This is a genomic window from Roseobacter weihaiensis (genome assembly GCF_020622345.1).
GTDB classification, from domain to species: Bacteria; Pseudomonadota; Alphaproteobacteria; order Rhodobacterales; family Rhodobacteraceae; genus Roseobacter; species Roseobacter weihaiensis.
Genome location: NZ_JACNMO010000017.1, coordinates 109,779 through 125,255, shown reverse-complemented (window position 1 = coordinate 125,255; position 15,477 = coordinate 109,779). Strand labels below are relative to the sequence as shown.

At 58.3% G+C, this 15,477-nt stretch carries 13 protein-coding genes; 4 read left to right on the top strand and 9 right to left on the bottom strand.

The genetic code is table 11. The annotated features are described in order from the left end of the window. Positions 1-245: 245 nt before the first annotated feature. From H7847_RS17870 to H7847_RS17860, 3 genes are all read right to left on the bottom strand, one after another. A complete protein-coding gene (locus H7847_RS17870) occupies positions 246-2,315 on the bottom strand; it encodes a methyl-accepting chemotaxis protein (RefSeq protein ID WP_227270841.1) in 2,070 nt (689 codons plus the stop codon). A 179-nt stretch (positions 2,316-2,494) separates the two neighbouring features. Next, positions 2,495-4,312: a CHASE2 domain-containing protein gene (locus tag H7847_RS17865; protein ID WP_227270840.1), complete on the bottom strand. Its 1,818-nt coding sequence runs from the start codon at positions 4,310-4,312 to the stop codon at positions 2,495-2,497. Then, entirely contained in the window at positions 4,309-4,863 is a 555-nt protein-coding gene (locus tag H7847_RS17860) for a FecR domain-containing protein (RefSeq protein ID WP_227270839.1), read from the bottom strand. Before H7847_RS17860 ends, H7847_RS17865 begins: the two co-directional genes overlap by 4 nt. A gap of 319 nt (positions 4,864-5,182) precedes the next feature. Here H7847_RS17860 and H7847_RS17855 point away from each other — a divergent pair, with 319 nt between their 5' ends. Next, positions 5,183-5,773 carry a histidine phosphatase family protein gene (locus H7847_RS17855; protein ID WP_227270838.1) on the top strand — a complete coding sequence of 197 codons (591 nt, stop codon included), beginning with the start codon at positions 5,183-5,185 and terminating at the stop codon, positions 5,771-5,773. 57 nt (positions 5,774-5,830) lie between these two features. Then, positions 5,831-6,616 carry an inositol monophosphatase family protein gene (locus tag H7847_RS17850; RefSeq protein ID WP_227270837.1) on the top strand — a complete coding sequence of 262 codons (786 nt, stop codon included), beginning with the start codon at positions 5,831-5,833 and terminating at the stop codon, positions 6,614-6,616. A gap of 27 nt (positions 6,617-6,643) precedes the next feature. On the opposite strand, the gene H7847_RS17845 is transcribed toward H7847_RS17850, so the two are convergent. From H7847_RS17845 to H7847_RS17835, 3 genes are all read right to left on the bottom strand, one after another. Next, the gene (locus H7847_RS17845; protein WP_227270836.1) at positions 6,644-7,858 is read right to left on the bottom strand and encodes an NADH:flavin oxidoreductase/NADH oxidase family protein; all 1,215 of its coding nucleotides are present in this window, start codon (positions 7,856-7,858) and stop codon (positions 6,644-6,646) included. Continuing rightward, on the bottom strand, positions 7,855-8,163 hold the full coding sequence (locus H7847_RS17840) for an ArsR/SmtB family transcription factor (protein ID WP_227270835.1): 309 nt from the start codon (positions 8,161-8,163) through the stop codon (positions 7,855-7,857). Before H7847_RS17840 ends, H7847_RS17845 begins: the two co-directional genes overlap by 4 nt. 85 nt (positions 8,164-8,248) lie before the next feature. Further along, positions 8,249-9,994, bottom strand: a complete 1,746-nt coding sequence (locus tag H7847_RS17835) for a hypothetical protein (RefSeq protein ID WP_227270834.1) — start codon at positions 9,992-9,994, stop codon at positions 8,249-8,251. A gap of 107 nt (positions 9,995-10,101) precedes the next feature. On the opposite strand from H7847_RS17835, the gene H7847_RS17830 reads away from it, so the two are divergent. Next, complete coding sequence (locus tag H7847_RS17830) at positions 10,102-10,506, top strand: hypothetical protein (RefSeq protein ID WP_227270833.1); 405 nt, start codon at positions 10,102-10,104, stop codon at positions 10,504-10,506. A 169-nt stretch (positions 10,507-10,675) separates the two neighbouring features. Here H7847_RS17830 and H7847_RS26830 read toward each other — a convergent pair whose 3' ends face one another. Then, positions 10,676-10,807, bottom strand: coding sequence for a hypothetical protein (locus H7847_RS26830; protein ID WP_264479625.1), 132 nt, complete (start codon positions 10,805-10,807; stop codon positions 10,676-10,678). A gap of 771 nt (positions 10,808-11,578) precedes the next feature. On the opposite strand from H7847_RS26830, the gene H7847_RS17825 reads away from it, so the two are divergent. Next, the gene (locus H7847_RS17825) at positions 11,579-12,595 is read left to right on the top strand and encodes an ABC transporter ATP-binding protein (protein WP_227270832.1); all 1,017 of its coding nucleotides are present in this window, start codon (positions 11,579-11,581) and stop codon (positions 12,593-12,595) included. On the opposite strand, the gene H7847_RS17820 is transcribed toward H7847_RS17825, so the two are convergent. Then, positions 12,592-14,286 carry an ABC transporter permease gene (locus H7847_RS17820; RefSeq protein ID WP_227270831.1) on the bottom strand — a complete coding sequence of 565 codons (1,695 nt, stop codon included), beginning with the start codon at positions 14,284-14,286 and terminating at the stop codon, positions 12,592-12,594. The genes H7847_RS17825 and H7847_RS17820 overlap by 4 nt on opposite strands. Further along, entirely contained in the window at positions 14,283-15,260 is a 978-nt protein-coding gene (locus H7847_RS17815) for an ABC transporter substrate-binding protein (protein WP_227270830.1), read from the bottom strand. The genes H7847_RS17820 and H7847_RS17815 overlap by 4 nt, the downstream gene beginning before the upstream one ends. Between the last annotated feature and the right edge of the window lie 217 nt (positions 15,261-15,477).

Below are 15,477 nucleotides of genomic sequence, written 5' to 3'. Positions count from 1 at the left end.
GGGCTTACGCGGCCCCACTGGGGCCACGGTCCCATTCCAACTCACTGAAGGCTTCTCTTCATCATCTGTCTCCTCAGTTGGAGAACAGACTAACCCTAAATCGAGGACTTTTCAGGGGAGCACGTCATTTTGTTTAAACCGAGAAGTCAATCAGTCTATCCAGAGATCATAAAGCATCTGAAATAGCGCCACGCGCATTCTGAGAAACAACCTTTCAGCGCACCGCCTCTATTGGTTTGAGCAGATCAAAACTCTTCCCATCCTGTCCGGTTCCCGGGTTCATCATCTATTGCCAGAGCCGCACTTCCAGTTGACCGTACTGCCGGTGCCGAAGGCGACGTTTCTTTGGCTGGCATTGATGTATTTCCCTTATTAGGAAGTGTAGTCTTTTTGCCTTGATCTAAGCTAAACTTCGAAACGGCTTTAACCAACGCCCCTGCTTCTTGGGTCAGGGCGTGGCTGGCAGCGGTCGTTTCCTCGAACATTGCCGCATTTTGCTGAGTATTATGATCAAGTGCATTGACCGCCGTATTGATCTCATTAATGCCGACAGACTGTTCACGTGCCGATGCAGCGATTTGTGACATTCGATCAGAAATCTCTGTGACAGAGCCAAGAATCGCGGCAAGCGCTTTCCCAGTTTCTCCAACAAGGCCATAGCCTTTCTCCACTTGTGTGCTCGATTCGGAGATCAGAGTTCGGATTTCCTGCGCAGCTTCCGAAGATCGCTGCGCCAATGCGCGCACCTCTGTTGCAACAACAGCGAAACCGCGGCCCGCTTCTCCGGCTCTCGCAGCTTCAACACCGGCATTCAGCGAAAGCAGGTTGGTTTGGAAAGCGATATCGTCAATAACTTGCGTGATCTTGGAAATCTGTTCTGACGAAGTCTTAATCCCGTCCATCGCCTCTACCGCTTTTTCTGCCACTTCTCCACCCCGCTGGGCATTGGACTTTGCGTTAGATGACATCTCAGAGGCCTCTTCAACACCTTCCGAGGCAGATTTTACAGAACTTGTCAGCTCGTCCAATGCGGCAGCAGTTTCTTCCAAAGTTGCGGCCTGCTTTTCCGTTCTCCGCGACAAATCGTCCGAGGCAGATGTTATCTCACCCGCTTCATTTTGTATTGATTCCGCATTTTGCATTACTGCACTAATTGCGTCACGCAGGGAATTTGTGGCCGCATTGAAATTATGCCGCAGCTTTTCATAATCCTCGGGGAATTTTTCGTCGATATTCTCTGAAAGGTCACCTGCTGCCAGACGTTGCAGGCCAGTACCCAACGCCTCGACAACCTTGTTTTGTTTTGCGACGCGTGCTTCACGCTCGGCCATTTCCGCCTGTTGTATACGCTCGCGTTCTGCCTGCGCTTGCTCCTTTCTAAGGCGTTCTTCTTCTTGCGCACGTTCGCTCTCGGCACGTTCTTGTTCTTCTTTTTCCCGTGCCTGCTGCGCTTCAAGCGCTTCTTTCTCACGCGCCTCTTTTTCGCGTTCTTTCTCCTGTACCAGCATCTTGGCCCGTTCGATCATGCTGGTTCGAAAAATCTCCAGCGCCCGGGAAATCTCCCCAAAAACTGTCTGATCTTTGCTGTAGGGCACAGCAGTCTCGGTGTCCCCATCAGAGAGCTGTGCCATCCGGTTTGTCAGCTTTCGGATCGGGTGCGTGACGCTGTAGGCAATCCCTGCCGCTGCCATGACCAGAATAGCCGCAATCAGAAACTTCAGATAGTCCAGCTGAGCTTTAATGGAGGCCTGGGCCACTTCGATCCGTGTCAGATAGGCGCCGGTTCCCAGAACCCAATCCCATGCCTCAAACGGTTGCACTACCGCCAGTTTATCGACTGGTGGGTCACCCTCAGCAGCGTTTGGTGCGGCCCATTGATAGGCTACAGTGGCCGGGGTACCGTCTGCGGTGCCATCGACCATGTCATCAAAGAGGTAGACACCGTTGGGATCGGTGAAACCGGAAAAATCACGCCCGACGAGGTGCGGGCTGACACCATGCATCAACAGCCGCGAATTCCGGTCGGTGACCCAATAGTAATTGTCACCTTCATACCGGAGGCCTTCGAGAACCGCCAAAGCGCTCGATTGCGCCTCTTCCTGTGATAATTCACCCGACTGAGCCTGAGCATAATAGCTTTCAACGATCGAAATCGCGACGTCGGTCAAATGTGTCAGCTCAGTTTCCTTGAGGCCGATTGAAGCATCCTCGAAGGTTACGATTGACGCCCGCTGCATCGCGAAAATGCCCGCAATCGATAGGATAACCAACGCGCACAGACGGCCACCGACGCCAATCTTGCCAAGTATGTTCATTTTCGCGCCTCATTATTCAACGGTCCACCGTTTTGCATCGCAGATACCTCCTAAGAAGCGCTTAACAATCAAAACAGTTGCGTAAACAATTTTGGCAGGCAATCCGGCCCTATGAGCCAAAGAAGATCCTAAAAGTACTTGGATTTCAGCGCATTACAGCCGCGGACTGGCAGCAACAGCTACCAGACCAGAACGTTGACGGTGCCCGCCCGACCACGGATTGGGGCCTCTATCTTGCGCACCGGCGGTCTTCGCGGCTGGGATTGCAGCGCCTCCGAGAACGCGTGACTGGCCACAATGGTCACCTTTTCGGTCTTTGCAACCTCCATCAACCGACTGGAAAGGTTGACGTTATCTCCCGTGACAGTCACTTGCTGATGGTCTTCCGCACCAAGGCGCGACAGGGTTGCCAAACCTGCGTGCAACCCGATACGGCATCCCAAACGGACATCCGGCAGCTCACTGACCCTTTGGCTTGAGATCGCATCTGTCAGGTCAAATGCCGCCTCCAACGCCGCGTCCGCTGGCGCAACTGCTGGATCCTCCTCAAGGCCGAACACCGCAAGCGCTCCGTCTCCCATGAAGTTGAAAACGCTGCCGCCCTGCGCGACAACAACATCTGCGATCAACGTATGGAACGTCTTGAGCAAGCTTTGTGTCCCATCCGCTCCCAAACGTTGAGACAGCCCGGTAAAGCCACTCAAGTCAATGAAAAAGATGATTAAATGTTGCTCAACCGGTTGTGACAGATACCCGGGGTCATCCTGTATTTTTCTGACCAGGGAGGGTGACTGGAACCTGCGAAGGTTCTGAACCGCGCGTTCCGATCTTTGCGCAAGCCGCCGTTCGCGCCCGTAGCGCCATGCCCCCGCAACTGCGACTGGTGGACCGGCCGCAGCCAGCGGCAGGGCCGCACTGAGCCAAAGCCCGCTGGCGAAAAAGATCAACACGCCCACCATCGATGTCAGTAGCAAAACCGCAGCGGCCGGAGCCCCCGTGGCCAGAGGCAAGGCGACGATCAGACCGGTTGTAATGCCTGCGAGCGTCACGGCATGTGCCGCGTCCAGCCATCGCACCTGAGCATCCCGGCGGAGCGTGGGCCCGCCCAGGAGCTGCCCGATGGACGTGGCGATGACCTCTACCCCTGGCAGGCTATCGTCAAAGGGGGTCGGGAACCGGTCACCCATGGCAGAGGCCGTGAAACCCAAGACAACCAGTTTGCCTGACAGCTGATCGCCCATCGGTCCTGACAGGAGCGGACGCGCACTGAATGTGGGCACCGTACTTGCGGGACCAATATAGCGGAGCGGCAGATTGGCACCGGCGTCCAGCGGCACGCGGCGTCCTCCAATCAGCAAGTGATCGCTGCGGACAGCGACCTGCTCTGCTGAGACGGAGGCGGCCGCCAAGAGAGCCAGCGATGGATGAACCGTACCCTCAAGGGTAAACAAAAGCGGCGCATAGCGCGGTGTGCCGCCGGCGTCAGTGGACAGATTGACTAGGCCTGCCTGCGCTGCATCCCGAAAGATTGGCTGCGGCCATAGTATTCCCGAAGCCTCGGCCCGTCCCTGTCCCTCCGCGCCCGTCTCAAAGCTGGCTGCAGCCGCGATCGTGGCAGGCATCGAGCTCAGTGATGCTGCCAGCTCAGCATCGGACGACGGGGTGCCGGGATCTGCCAGCAGAACATCCATGGCAAGGGCGCGCGCGCCACTTTGCTGAATGCCGCGAATAACCTGTGCAAGAAGCTGCCGGTTATCCTTGATCTCTTCGCCACGCGCGGCAAAGGTCGCATCATCAATGGCCACGATGACAACGTCTTCGGATGTTTGCAGCGCACCCAGGAGCGATTGGCGAAGGTCCATCGATTGCGCTTCGGCAGCGTCCAGGAAGCTTGCGGTTCCGCGAACATGCGGCACAGCGAGAAAGACAGTCCAGAGCGCAGCGCCGATCAGTCCAATGGCAATCGCCGCCACCGGACGGACATCGCTTTGCATCATCTGCCGAAACGCGCCAATAGACGAGCGGCCCGGTCGGGCTCCCACTGCGTGACGTCAAGAGGTTCATCCGCAGATACATCGACACCCTGTCCAGCGCCGAGCTGAACCAGCTGTGCGTCGTCATCGCGCTTGCGCACTTCAACGGTCCCTTCGATCACGAAAACCGATGTCCCGGTCGCGCTGACCTGCACGACATAGGTCGTTCCCCTGACGGCCGCGATGGCATGGGGGGTTCTGATCTGAGTGGGCTGAGCCCCTGGAACCACATCGATCAGGATCGCCCCGCCTTCGATTTCGATCGCACGGGGCGGCGCGTCACCTGCCCGGTCAAAGACAGTGATCTGCGCCGTTGTTTCACGCTCAAAAACCAAACCTTCACCACAGGATATGATCTCCCGCACAGGGTCGGCCTGACGGGTAAAGGTGCAGGCCTCATCCGCCATGGCACCAGCGGGATGAAGGTGCAACGCGGCCCCCAGCGAAACTGCAAAAAGCAGGGGAGACCTGCGCGCACCCAGCATCTGATGCAATCGTTTGAATACTTTTTTCACGTCCCGAGCCTCAAATAACCCCTTTTGAAAAAGGAGGACCAGATCGGCGTTTCATGCCGCTGCTCGCCCCCTGACCAAGCAACGCTTGGCCCGGTCCTTAGTTTAGCAATAAAAAAACAAACACAACCAGTTAAATCGGACGGCAGCCATGATACGAGCCGAAGATGGCCGGTCGATCCCGCAGCATACCCGCGCGTGCAGAGCCGGAACGCCCCGTTCGGCAGGTGTTGACTTGAAGGGTCAGCGGTGCGGGACCATTACAGAAAAAATCGACTTGCCTTGGGTTGTTGCGCTGCAGAAAAACGCGGTAGTCAGACCGATGGCTATCGCGCGCTATATCTCACACCCCCAGGTGCTTGTTGATCCTCACAAAGAGGTGCGCCAGTGGTCGCTCAGTGATCTGGGTCGGTCCCGCATTGAGACCCTTGCAAGGTCCAATGCGCTGGCGGGAACACGGCGTGTGATCAGCAGTGGTGAGGTCAAGGCCCTCGAGACCGCGCAACCTGTGGCTGACGCGCTGGGGTGCTCTTTGGAGGTTCGCGACCGGATGCATGAAAACGACCGCAGCGCGACAGGTTTCCTACCGCCGGATGTGTTTGAATGCGTGGCCGATCAGTTTTTCGCCACCCCCGACGAAAGCGTAAGAGGGTGGGAAACCGCGCGTGCCGCACAGGAGCGCATTGTCGGCGAAGTCCAGGCAGCGCTGCAAGACCACCAAGACGGGGATGTCGTCTTTGTCGGCCACGGCGGTGTCGGCACGCTTCTATATTGCCACTTGTCCGGCCTTGCCATCAGCCGCGCCTACGATCAGGGGCCCGGTGGTGGCGGGTGCTTTTTCTCATTTGGCTGCGACCTTGGCCCGCCACCGCAGCCCTGGCGCCCGATAGAGCACTTGGCCAACAGCGGCTGAGCGACACCAAGAGCATTTGACAATATGCGGACCAGAACAAACAAAAGGACGGATCAAGTGAAAAACAGATCAGAGGCAGCCGGTGAAATTGCCAAGAGCGGTGGCGCTCTTGCGCTGGAATACTACAACCGCGTCGCCGGTCTGGACGTCGTGAACAAAGGGGTGCAGGATTTCGTCACAGAGGCGGATCAGGCCGTCGAAACGCATATCCGTGCTCTGATCGAGGCTGCCTTTCCGGAAGATGGCATCATTGGCGAGGAACATGCCCCAAAGCCCGGCACCTCAGGCTATCGATGGGTCATTGACCCGATTGATGGCACCGCAAACTTTATCAATTCGATCCCCGCGTGGACGGTCGTGTTGGCCGTGGTAAAGGACGACCAGACCCAGATCGGCGTGATTTTCGATCCCGTGCATGACGAGGTTTTCAACGCCCTGCGCGGCGCCGGGGCCACCTTGAACGGAATGTCCATTGTCTGTCCCGCCGGGAGGTCCATAGACAGAGGCAGCGTGGGTATTGGCCGATCAAATCGCGCGGGAATAAAGAGCACAACCAAGCTGATCGAGCAACTTCTGACCCGCAACGGAATGTTCTTTCGAAATGCCTCCGGCGCGATCTCTCTGGCCTATGTCGCGGCCGGGCGCTTGATCGGTTATGTCGAAGAACACATGAATGCCTGGGATTGCCTTGCCGGTCAGCTTTTGGTGGCAGAGGCCGGGGGCCGGATCGAAGCGCAAAGCGCAGACGACATGATCGCAAACGGCGGGCGCGTCGTGGCAGGCAGCGCGGGTGTCTTTGATGCCCTCCGGGATCTGGCAGACAGCGCGTTCGAAGATGCGTGAGACAAAAAACCGTGCGACAGCGCGGCGCTATCGCCGGACGGCCTGCAATCGCCTGGTGGCCAGCGCGATGCTCTCAAGATATCGTTGATGGCCCTCCAGCACAGAAAGGCTCATATCCGGCTGCCCCCTTTGCCCCAAATGCGCCAGTTGCGCGCAAAACCAATTCAGCACGGCCCCCCTTGGCAGGTCTTCCGCCGGCGGAAAATCCCGCTCGACCGCCGGGACCTCTGCAATCTCACCGCGGATCAGTTTCGACGGAAACGCCGGGTCCATGATGAACGGACGCCCGATGCCGATCAGATCGGTTTTGTTCTCGGCGATGGCCGCATTCATCACGCCCGCAGACCGAAATCCCCCCGTAACCATCAATGGAATGGAGAGCGACGCTTTCATCGCTGTGGCATAGTCCAGAAAGTACCCTTCCCGCGCAACGGTCGAAGCGCTTTTGGCGCGGTGCTGATAGGCAGTCGGCGTCTCGAAGGTCCCTCCCGAAACTTCAATGAAATCGACGCCTGCGCCTTCCAGCATGACAGCCACGCGGACACTGTCGTGATGATCAAACCCGCCCTTTTGAAAATCAGAGGAGTTCAGCTTGACCGCAACGATAAAGCCGGGTGCTGCGGCCTTGCGCACTGCCCGCACCACATCCAGCACCAGCCGCGCCCGGTTTTCAAGCGCGCCACCCCAGCCATCCTGACGCGTGTTGATACGCCCCGACAGTGCTGAACTGAGCAGATACCCGTGGGCGGCATGTATCTCGACCCCATCAAACCCCGCATCCTGTGCCAAGAGCGCAGAGCGGGTGAATTTCTCAATGATATCAGCAAAGTCAGCCTCCCCCGCCGGGACGGGAACACCGTATCCCTCCAGATCGAGCGGCTGGTCGGAGATTGATATCGGATGCGGATTGAGAGCCGCCGGTGTCTGACGCCCGGCATGCGCGAGCTGCGCCAAAACCTTCGCGCCGCCACTTTTTGCTGCGCGGGCGAGGTCTTTGACCCGCGCCATATCAGACAGATCATCAAGCACAAAGTTGCCCGCATGCTCAAGGTGGTCGCGATCAACGGGCGTATTGCCTGTTATCAGCAGCCCCGCGCCGCCCGTGCTCCACCTTTCAAACAGGCCAATCTGGTCCGATGTGGGGTTGCTATTTGCATCCGCAAGCGCCTCGGACATGGCGGATTTGACGATGCGATTCTTCAGTACGACCCCGTTGGGCAGTGTCAGGCTCTGCGCGATCATTCGCAGAGTATTTCTGCGGACAATTGCTTCATCAGCTCGGCAATCGCCGCCTCGTTGCGTCTGTAGAATGTCCATTGGCCGTGTCGTGCGGACAGAACGAGCCCTGCATCTTTCAAAAGCCCCATGTAGTTGGAGATCGTCGATTGCGACAGCGCTGCTTTTTCCTGAATGTGCGCGACACATACGCCGTCAAGGTCCGCATGCTCTGGCAAGGCAGGTGGGAAATTCGCGCGATCCTTCAACCAAACGAGGATCTGGCGGCGGATCGGATTGTTTAAGGCGGCAAATGCTTTGTCTATGTTCATAAATCGACATATTTCGATTTACCTCTTTATTGTCAAGAAAAACCGTAACCAGCTCGACATACCCACCCGGCCCAACCCGTCTGAATCACTGAGACGCGTTCGCCTGAAAAACACTGTCCAGTTGTGCAAGCAAAGCCGTTTCAAGCGAGGCCACATATCGTCGCCCTTTGATATGCCTGACGATGTCTTCGTCCGTGACCAGCCCTAGAGCTTTCATCAAGTCCCGGTACTTCAGGGTTTCGTCGGTGAGCATGTTGCCCCCGACTGCAAGATAGTTGAGCAAGAGCTGCGATGTCGCAGTTGTCGCGGTGAGCGGTCTGACTGCTTGCAACAGTTCCTCCTCGGTGCCCTGCATTGCCACGTGGTATGCCCGCGTCAGGTGATAGGCACTGGGCGGGCTGGGATTGAGAGCGATAGCCTGATCCACAAGGAATAGACCCTCATCCCACGCGCCGGCGAACTCGGCCATCCGCGACCCGACGTTGTAGAGCGTTGAAGGATGTCTGGGATAGAGTTCAAGCAGCAGGGCAGACAAACGATCAAACTCAGCGAGGTTCTGCTGCGGCGCCTCAATGCTGTGAACGAGCGCCATGTTCAGCGTCAACATCCGAATGGGAGAAAACCGCGAGGCCTGTTCAATCGCGGCTTCTGCATCCGCCCAGGCGTCGGCACCCGGTCTTGCATTGCTCCCAAACCGCGCTTCGTCGATGTGGATCAACGCCAGGGCCGCCCAGCCGTCGCCAAAGCTGGGGAATGTTGTGACAGCCTCCGACAGGCAGTCTCTCAAGTGCAGATGCGCCTGATCTGTCGGTACCTCAAGATACCTGTGGACCCCCAGATAACACAAAAAAGCCTCGAGGTTTTCGGGGGCGTCCGATGTAATCTTGGCCTTTGTGAGCGCCGGGGCAATCCCGCGAGAGGCGCCTAGCCTGATGGCAATCTGACTTGCCAGATCACCAACAGCGCGCCGCATGGCAGTGGTTTCGGTCGAAATGAACTGAGTGTTGCTCCACACAAGGCCTTGGTCTGGCAGGGTGATCAGCCGCGCATAGGCGTGGATGGTATTGTCGTTCCAGTCCACATCAACATCGAGTACGAAGTCGATCTGATCGGGATCAAGGCTGGCAAAATCCGCGACCGGTGAGACAACTGACATCCATGGGTAGGCGGATAAATCCATCATAAGCTCTGCTCTGAACCCATGCGCAAAAGTTTCGTACCTGGGGTCATCACCAACCCACTGGGCGGGTGCGACAACGATGCGCAAGGGATCATAGGGCAGTTCGGAAGACGGTCGCCCGTCACCGGTCTGTGCAGTCTGACGCACGGGCCATCCAAAAAGAGACATCGCAATGAGAACCGCACAGGACAGCAGCACGACAAGGCCAATCGCCCTGCGCGCCTTCTGAGGTCTGATCGGAGGCGATTGCAATTGTTCCGGCAGAGACGAAAACACCGGCCGATATGACCCCTTGGGAATATCGATCCGCAATTGATCCCGCGGGGCCATTTCCGCGAAATAGAGCCTCAGCGCGTCGCGCAGCCTGCCAATCTCCGAGCGCACGATACTATCGCTGGCCGGATCGAAAGACTGGTCGCGCCCCAGAACATCTACGGCAATGACAAAGGCCTTGATCTCCGCCCCCCGGCCCGACAACTCCAGATCAACGAGATATCGCAACAGCGCGGCACGCCGGTCACTTTTCCCCAGCACACCGGACCCAATGATTGCCGTGACGACACGGTCAACCTCGGGCGGGGAGGGCCGCGCGATCTCAACAGCATGCGAACGCTGCCCTTGGTCACCAGCTGTGTTGTCGGATGGAGCCACGCGCTTCTAGTTTCTCCAAAGAAAATGCCCGTCACAGCGGGGCACGTGCTTCCACTTTACCCCGTTTTTTGATTTTTGCCCCATGAACGGTGAGTGGACAACCCAGCATGATAAATAAGATACCACCCAGAGCAGGCGGAGGGCCTGCAAGCGCGCGCAAGGTCGAGCTTGTCGAAGAGCTCTATCGTCTTGCGGATCAGGCGCATGAAAATGCCGATACATCCGATCCTGCAAAAGAGCAGAAGAGAGAATGGGCCCTAAAGCGTTTGGCCGAACTGCTCGATGCTTCAGAGGCGGCCTCCTTGCACAATAGCGCAGCAAAGCCGCATTACTGGATCGTTGACGTGCTCTTTGATCTCTCAGACTACGCAAAGAAAGAGAAACTGGTTCTTATCGGTAACCATCTCGACGAAGCCCGACTGCAACTCATTGAGACATTTGAAGCCATGGCACAGGCGGACGTGGCCCAGACACCGACCTCTCCCCAAAGAGGATCACGCCCAAAGCCATGACCGCGCAGCACGTACCGCAGGGGCCGGTCTCCATCTGAACCGATTGATGTCAGGCCAAGATCATTTGCCGACCCGATAGTGTTTTCTCAGGAGTGATGGCCCGGACCGACGCAAAAGGTACGGCCAGCAGGCGTTCTGCGGACCGTCTCAAAAGAGGCGAGAAATAGCCTCAGGCGGCAAAATTGAACTGAATTGCATTGTCCGACTTATGCACAGCAAACAACAAATGAGCTTCTGCTTTCTTCCGCACCAACCGTGCAGCCTGGGTCGTGCCGCAGGCCTTTCCAATCCAGCCCATCATCAGACTGCCGCCGCTCCTGATGGTGCAGAACCCGGATACCAAGGTCCACAGGAAAGAGGCTCTCGACCCAGCATCCTTCGGCCTTTACGGTCTCGTGCCGATCAAAAAGCAGATAGGGCAAATCGTCTGATTGCCCGAAGTGCGACAAAGCCCGTGCCTTTGGTCAGAATACGCACCCCGGCTCGGCTCTTCAACGGGCAGGTCGCCGTCTTCGGTCATGATATAGGTGCCTTGCGGGAAACGCGGCACACTGGGCGTACCGGTGTAATTGCCGACAATCGTCGCCCTCTCTCCGGTCATAATCGACAAGGATCGCATCAGAGTTCCACATTGGCGTTTCAGAAATCGCGGTAGCAATACCGGCGGGCATCGTTATGCTTTCGACCATCTTGTTATGTTGTTCGGCGGCGTGCTTGAAATCACCTCGGCAACGAAATCTGGGGCAAAGCAGATGCGGAATAGTCTGCTATACTTTCGAAAATGAGCATTGAACACGATGTTGTAAACGGCAATCCCCTTGAATGTCCCTTTTTCGAAGTGGCCCTGCCGGAGCAAAGGCGCGCCGCGGGCACACAGGCCTCGGGTCGCAGGTCACACGTAAGATTACACCACAGATGCACTGCGCTCTTGAGGTGAAATTCACTCGTGTCCCGCCTGTCGAACACGGCCAGAAAGGAGCAAGTTCCAAGATTTGCTCTGTGCGTCTTGCAGACGTCACCTGCGCTTTATAAGGCTGGGGCATTCTCCCCTCCGCCCTCCTGGACCCGATACATGAGCATCATTGTCGATCACCTGACCAAGACATTCGGCGCGCATCAGGCGGTCGATGATGTCTCTTTCGACGTGCCAGGCAACAAACTCTTTTGCGTGGTCGGCCCATCCGGCTGTGGCAAAAGCACGCTTTTGCGGCTCATCGCAGGGCTGGAGGTACCAGACCGGGGACGCATCACCCTTGACGGTGAAAATGTCGCCGGGGACGGCCTGTCTGTGCCGCCTGAGGCGCGGCGCGTGGGGGTGGTCTTTCAATCCTATGCGCTCTGGCCGCATCTGACGGTCGTGCAGAATGTGGCCTTTCCCTACGAGGCACAAGGCTTTTCCAGGCAGGACGCGTATCGCCGCGCCGCAGACCACCTCAGCACGGTTGCATTGCAGGATTACGCCACCCGCCGTCCCGAAGCGCTCTCGGGGGGTCAGCGCCAGCGGGTGGCGCTGGCGCGCTGTCTTGCGGGCGAGGCGCGCACGATCCTGATGGACGAGCCACTGGCAAACCTTGACCCGCATCTGCGCGCTGAAATGGAAACAGAATTGCGCGCGTTCCACGACCGCTCCGGTGTGACAACGCTTTTCATCACCCATGACCAGCGCGAGGCGATGGCGCTTGCGGATGTCATGGCGGTGATGGACAAGGGCCGGATTTTGCAGATCGGGCCGCCGCAGGAGATCTATGCCAGACCCGCCAATGCCAACGTCGCCCGGTTCATCGGACGCGGCACCTTGATCGAGGCGATTGTCGAGGACGGTCAGGCGCGGATCTGTGGGCAGTCCGTTCCGGTCAACGGGTCTGCCGACGGCACAAGGACTGTGTTCATCCGACCCGCGCACATCCAGATCGACAATAGCGGATGGCCCTGTGCAGTGACCTCTGTCCACTACCGGGGCAGCCATTGGGAAGCGACCGTGCAAGGCGATGGCATCGCGGCAGAGATCAGCATTGATCTGCCGCAGCCGGTCCGCATCGGTGAAAACATACAGCTCTCTTTTGCCGGTGGTTGGGTCCTGCCGGGTTAGAGGCGCCAGGGCACAACGCCCGCTGGCGCACGGCGCCCCATCCAGTCCAGAACCATCATCAACGCAATCGTTGCAATCACGGTGACAGCCGCCATGGCGGAAGCAAGCGTGGTATAGCCACCGTCCTCATAGTTAAAGATCGTGGTGCCGACGGTTTCAGTCCCGCTTGACCACAACAGCGCAGAGACGGTGACCTCGTTATAGGCAGTCAGAAAAACCAGGATCGCTCCGGAAGCCGCCGCGGGCGCGATGAGCGGCAGGGTGATCCGGGCAAACCGCCGCCCAAACCCGGCTCCTGCCACGCGGGCGGCCTCATCCAGCGCGGGGTCGAGCTGCAAAAAGGCCGCGCTGGCGGGTTTGAGCGCGATGGAAAAGAACGCACAGAGATAGGCCAGTAGAATGATCGTCAGCGTGTTGTATATCGACACATTGAGCAACGGGAGCGGCTTGATGAACGCAAGGATGAAGGCAACGGATATGACAAGCCCGGGGATGGCATAGGTCATTTCCGCCAGCGCGGTGATTGTGGTGCCGAACCGACGTTGAGTGGCCTGCCTGTCTGCGGCAAAGCGGGCCACAAAGGTTGCGGTCAGGGCGATCATCGCGGCCGCGGTGCCCGCCACGATTGTCGAATTCACAAAGGCTCTGGCCGTCACGGACTGTCTGAACAGGACCTCATCAAAGTTGCGCAGCGTGATGGTATCGCTGGTCAGTGGCACACCGTATGTCGGCACCAGAGCTGTCGCAAAAAGTGCCGTCACCGGCAGCACCAGAGTGAAGAGCAAGCTCAGGGCCAATGTGCCTTCGACCAGCGGACGGGCCCGGCCCAACCTGATGTCGAGGGGCGGCTGAGGCGGGCCGATCAGGGCGTTGCGCTGCCGGGCCGAGAGCCACATCTGCAACGTCACGGCCACTACGGCGATCACGGCCACAAGGCTGGCGATGACCGCCATATCCGTCAGAACCGAGGGACCAAATCCGGAAAGCCTTTGCCAGATCAGGACCGGCAGGGTGGTATAGCGCGCAGGGATGCCCAGCAGGGCCGGGATGCCGAAATTGCCCAACGCCGAGACAAATGCAAGCGCGTAGGCGGCAATCAGTGACGGCAGCAAGAGCGGCAGGAGGATGCGGCGCATCAACCGCAGGGGGCCCGCCCCGGCCACCCGAGCAGCATCCGACATCTCGCGCGGCAGGCTGCGCAGGGCAGCCAGCACGACCAGAAACACAAGGGGCGCATGCTGCAATCCCAAGAGCGCGATGACGCCTTCGCGCGAATAAAGCGGATGGGTTGTGCCGACCTCGGGCGCGAGCCCCAGTGATTGCAACAGCGCAGAAGACGGCCCAAGCGCCTGTACCCATGCAATGGCCGTCACGTGGGGCGGGATCATCATCGGGATCAACAAGAGAAACGTGAAGGGGCCCTTTGCCCGAACATCTGTGAGCCCGAGAATGACCGCCGCAACCGTCCCTGCCACAAGCGCCAGCACAGAGGAGAGCGCCGCACTTTCCACCGAATGCCACAGCGCGCGCGCAACAGATCGGTTGTTTAGCGCCTCAAGGATCGCAGCGACCCCATCCCCAAAGGCAACACGCCCCAAAAGACCGAGAGGAAAGACAAAAAGGACACCGGCAAAGAGCACAACAGCGGCAAGTGTCAACCACTCACCGCCCCGAAAGAAACGCGCTGTCAACCGCCGAAGATGTCCAGAAACCGCTGTTTGTTCGCGGTATCATCGGCCAGCGCTTTGGCCGGGTCAAAATCGAGCAGCCTGATCTCGGACCGCGCCGGGAACCCTTCGGGCGGTGCAATCTCAGGATGTGCGGGCAGATATCCCATGTCAGCGGCAAGCTGCTGGCCTTCGGGCGAAATCAGGAAGTCGACAAATGCTTTGGCCGCATCGGGGTTCTGCGCCGTGGAGAGGATGGCTACAGGCTCGGTCACAGCCGAAACGCCCTCCTCAGGAAATACGAACTCAACCGGTGCTCCTTCGAGCTTGTTGCGGATCGGCAGGAAATCCACCACGAAACCATAGAGCTTCTCGCCACCGGCGACAGCCTTGTAGGTGCCGCCATTGCCACCTTGCGGGTTCGCCCCCTGCTCTGCGAGCCCCTCGTAAATCTCCCAACCCAGATCGGGATGCGTGGTGATCGCTGCCATGTGGATGGTCGCGGCACCGGACGTCAGGGGGGAGGGCATTGCGAGCTTGTCCTTGGCCTCTGGCCGGAGCAGGTCGGCATAGGACGTCGGAACCATCGGGGCATTTGTGTTGTAGACGATCCCGGTGGTGATGAGCTTGGTGGAAAAGTAGTGGCCTTCCGCGTCCATCAGCGCCGGGTCATAGGCAGACACATCCGCTTCGGGATATGGCATGAGGCGGCCTTCGGCCTCCAGCCCTTCCATCGTGACCATGTCGGCAATCAGCAGCACATCGGGTTGTGGGGCGCCCGCCTCGAATTCCGCGCGCAGCTTGGCCATGACTTTGGTGGTCCCGTCCCGGATCCATTCAACCTCGACCTCCGGGTATTTGGCCGTGAAGGCGTCAACTGTCTGCTGCGCATCGGAATTGGGCTGCGAGGTGTAAAGCACGAGTTTGCCGGAAACATCGGCAGCGACAGATGTTGCCAGCATCAGGGACGCGACAATACCAAGGATCGTTTTGGTCATGGAAGGCTCCTTTCGGGAATATCTGCAAAAGCCTTTATGCCGTGAAAGTAACACTGAGGTGTCAGACCCAAGCGGGCCCCAAGACGCGTTCGCGATCACAGGCGATATATCACGCCGCCAACGGAAATCGGATGTCCACTTCGGCACACACCATGCGTCGTGCGTATTTTTCACATCGCTGTCGCAAAACTGATACAAAAGCGAGAACATTGAACCA

Bases quoted from the DNA above. Each gene is read 5' to 3' on its own strand.
- H7847_RS17870 (WP_227270841.1), bottom strand. From the start codon at position 2,315: ATGAACATACTTGGCAAGATTGGCGTCGGTGGCCGTCTGTGCGCGTTG.
- H7847_RS17865 (WP_227270840.1), bottom strand. From the start codon at position 4,312: ATGATGCAAAGCGATGTCCGTCCGGTGGCGGCGATTGCCATTGGACTG.
- H7847_RS17855 (WP_227270838.1), top strand. From the start codon at position 5,183: ATGGCTATCGCGCGCTATATCTCACACCCCCAGGTGCTTGTTGATCCT.
- H7847_RS17845 (WP_227270836.1), bottom strand. From the start codon at position 7,858: ATGATCGCGCAGAGCCTGACACTGCCCAACGGGGTCGTACTGAAGAAT.
- H7847_RS17840 (WP_227270835.1), bottom strand. From the start codon at position 8,163: ATGAACATAGACAAAGCATTTGCCGCCTTAAACAATCCGATCCGCCGC.
- H7847_RS17830 (WP_227270833.1), top strand. From the start codon at position 10,102: ATGATAAATAAGATACCACCCAGAGCAGGCGGAGGGCCTGCAAGCGCG.
- H7847_RS26830 (WP_264479625.1), bottom strand. From the start codon at position 10,807: ATGATGGGCTGGATTGGAAAGGCCTGCGGCACGACCCAGGCTGCACGG.
- H7847_RS17825 (WP_227270832.1), top strand. From the start codon at position 11,579: ATGAGCATCATTGTCGATCACCTGACCAAGACATTCGGCGCGCATCAG.
- H7847_RS17815 (WP_227270830.1), bottom strand. From the start codon at position 15,260: ATGACCAAAACGATCCTTGGTATTGTCGCGTCCCTGATGCTGGCAACA.